The following is a 1,755-nucleotide window of genomic DNA, read 5'->3' as shown; positions in this document are numbered from 1 at the left end:
TCCCCCTCGTATATTATGTTTAGGCCCTTTCTTTTAAGCCCAAATTTTCTTGCTTTTCCTGCTAAATATGTCAAAAAAGTCTTGGACGTCCGGAGATATTTCTAGATAATGGTCTTAGGATCATTTGGGACAATTCTTTTTCCCCCTGTGGCTTGACCACATTTAAAGACTGTTTCCCAGTGTACGTGCGGAACTTCCTACTCGCAGGCTGTGCACCCTAAACCTCGAACCTAGATGGTAGTAGCTCTAGGGCGGCTTTCGAATCAGGGATAGTACTGATACACGAGGTTGCTGATCGGCGTTCACACTAGGGATATCTCAGGGCGTCCAAGAAATAGTACCATTGATTCTAAATTCGAAAGGAGGGAATCCCCCCATGAAATTATTTGTTGGATTAGATGTTAGTTCTTTTGATATCAAGGTTTGTTTATTGAATGGTGAAGGAGAAAAGCTTAGATCCTTCACTGTTCCAAACGATTTACCAGGTGCAACTGAATTGAGAGACGCTATTTTAGAATGTGTGGATGATCAAGAAATCCATACACTAAAAATAGGTCTTGAGTCCACGTCCGTTTACAGTTTTCATCCATCCATGTTTTTACATAATGACGAGGCACTCAGGGCACTTGGTACAGAAGTATTGGTTATGAATCCTAAGCAGATCTCGAACTTTAAAAAGAGTTACAGCGATATGGACAAAACCGATGAAATCGATGCATTTGTCATTGCCGATTATCTTCGCTTTGGCCGATTGCCCATGTCGGTTGTAAAAGAGAGTCAGTACGTGGCTCTCCAACAGCTTACACGCTCTCGATACCAGCTCATTCATCAAGTGACAAAGGAAAAACAGCACTTCCTTCAACACTTGAGTTTTAAATGCAATACCTTTAAAGAGGAAGTCGACTCTTCTGTCTTTGGGAACGCAATGATGGAGCTGTTTTTCGAGAAATTCAGCCTAGAAGAACTTGCACACATGCCGCTGGAAGACCTGGCAGCGTTTCTCCAAGAAAAGGGCAAAAATCGTTTTGGTGATCCGGAGAGTATAGCTAAATCCATCCAGAAAGCTGTTCGTTCTTCCTATCGTTTAGACAAGGTTGTAGAAGACTCCATAGACATCATTCTCGGCACAACGATTGAAGTTATTCGTACGCTTCAAAAACAGGTCAAAGAGATTGATAAAGCAATCGAGAGAATTATGGCTGGTTTGACGCAAACCCTTATAACCATCCCTGGCATTGGACCAGTTTTTACCGCCGGAATTATCGCTGAAATCGGCCAAATTGAGCGTTTTGATGATGAAACAAAGATCGCTAAATATGCAGGCCTGTATTGGCGAAAACACCAATCCGGGCGCTTTACAGCTGACGACACTTCGCTTTCGCGTAACGGGAACCAGTACCTCAGATATTACTTAGTTGAAGCCGCCAACTCGGTAAGAAGGCACGTTCCTGAGTATCAAGCTTATTACGCAAAGAAGTACAAGGAGGTACCGAAGCATCAACATAAAAGAGCACTCGTCTTAACCGCAAGAAAATTAGTGCGTTTGGTGGATGCGCTACTACGCAATCACCAAGTCTACACGCCGAAAAGGAGCGTGAATGAATGAAGCATAACTAGTTTCTAAAATCCTTTTAACCACTTCCAGTAATTACCAAATTCTTACTGGTCTAGTTTCCTAATGCCTTTTTTCGTAAATTTGTACCTTGATAATTAAATATCTAATCATTTTTCTCTTGACATACTACCGCAGGTCTT

General features: G+C 42.1%; 1 protein-coding gene. It reads left to right on the top strand.

The window, feature by feature from the left end; genetic code table 11:
* The first annotated feature begins 376 nt into the window (after positions 1-376).
* On the top strand, positions 377-1,606 hold the full coding sequence (locus UB32_RS15835; protein ID WP_044395456.1) for an IS110 family transposase: 1,230 nt from the start codon (positions 377-379) through the stop codon (positions 1,604-1,606).
* The last annotated feature ends 149 nt before the right edge of the window (positions 1,607-1,755 follow it).

Source organism: Mesobacillus subterraneus (assembly GCF_000934845.1).
GTDB lineage: Bacteria > Bacillota > Bacilli > Bacillales > Cytobacillaceae > Mesobacillus > Mesobacillus stamsii.
The sequence above is the reverse complement of the archived record's forward strand: the minus strand, read 5'-3'. Positions and strand labels throughout refer to the sequence as shown.

What these genes read in the sequence shown, in the direction of transcription:
- UB32_RS15835 (WP_044395456.1), top strand. Translation starts at nt 377, where the DNA reads ATGAAATTATTTGTTGGATTAGATGTTAGTTCTTTTGATATCAAGGTT.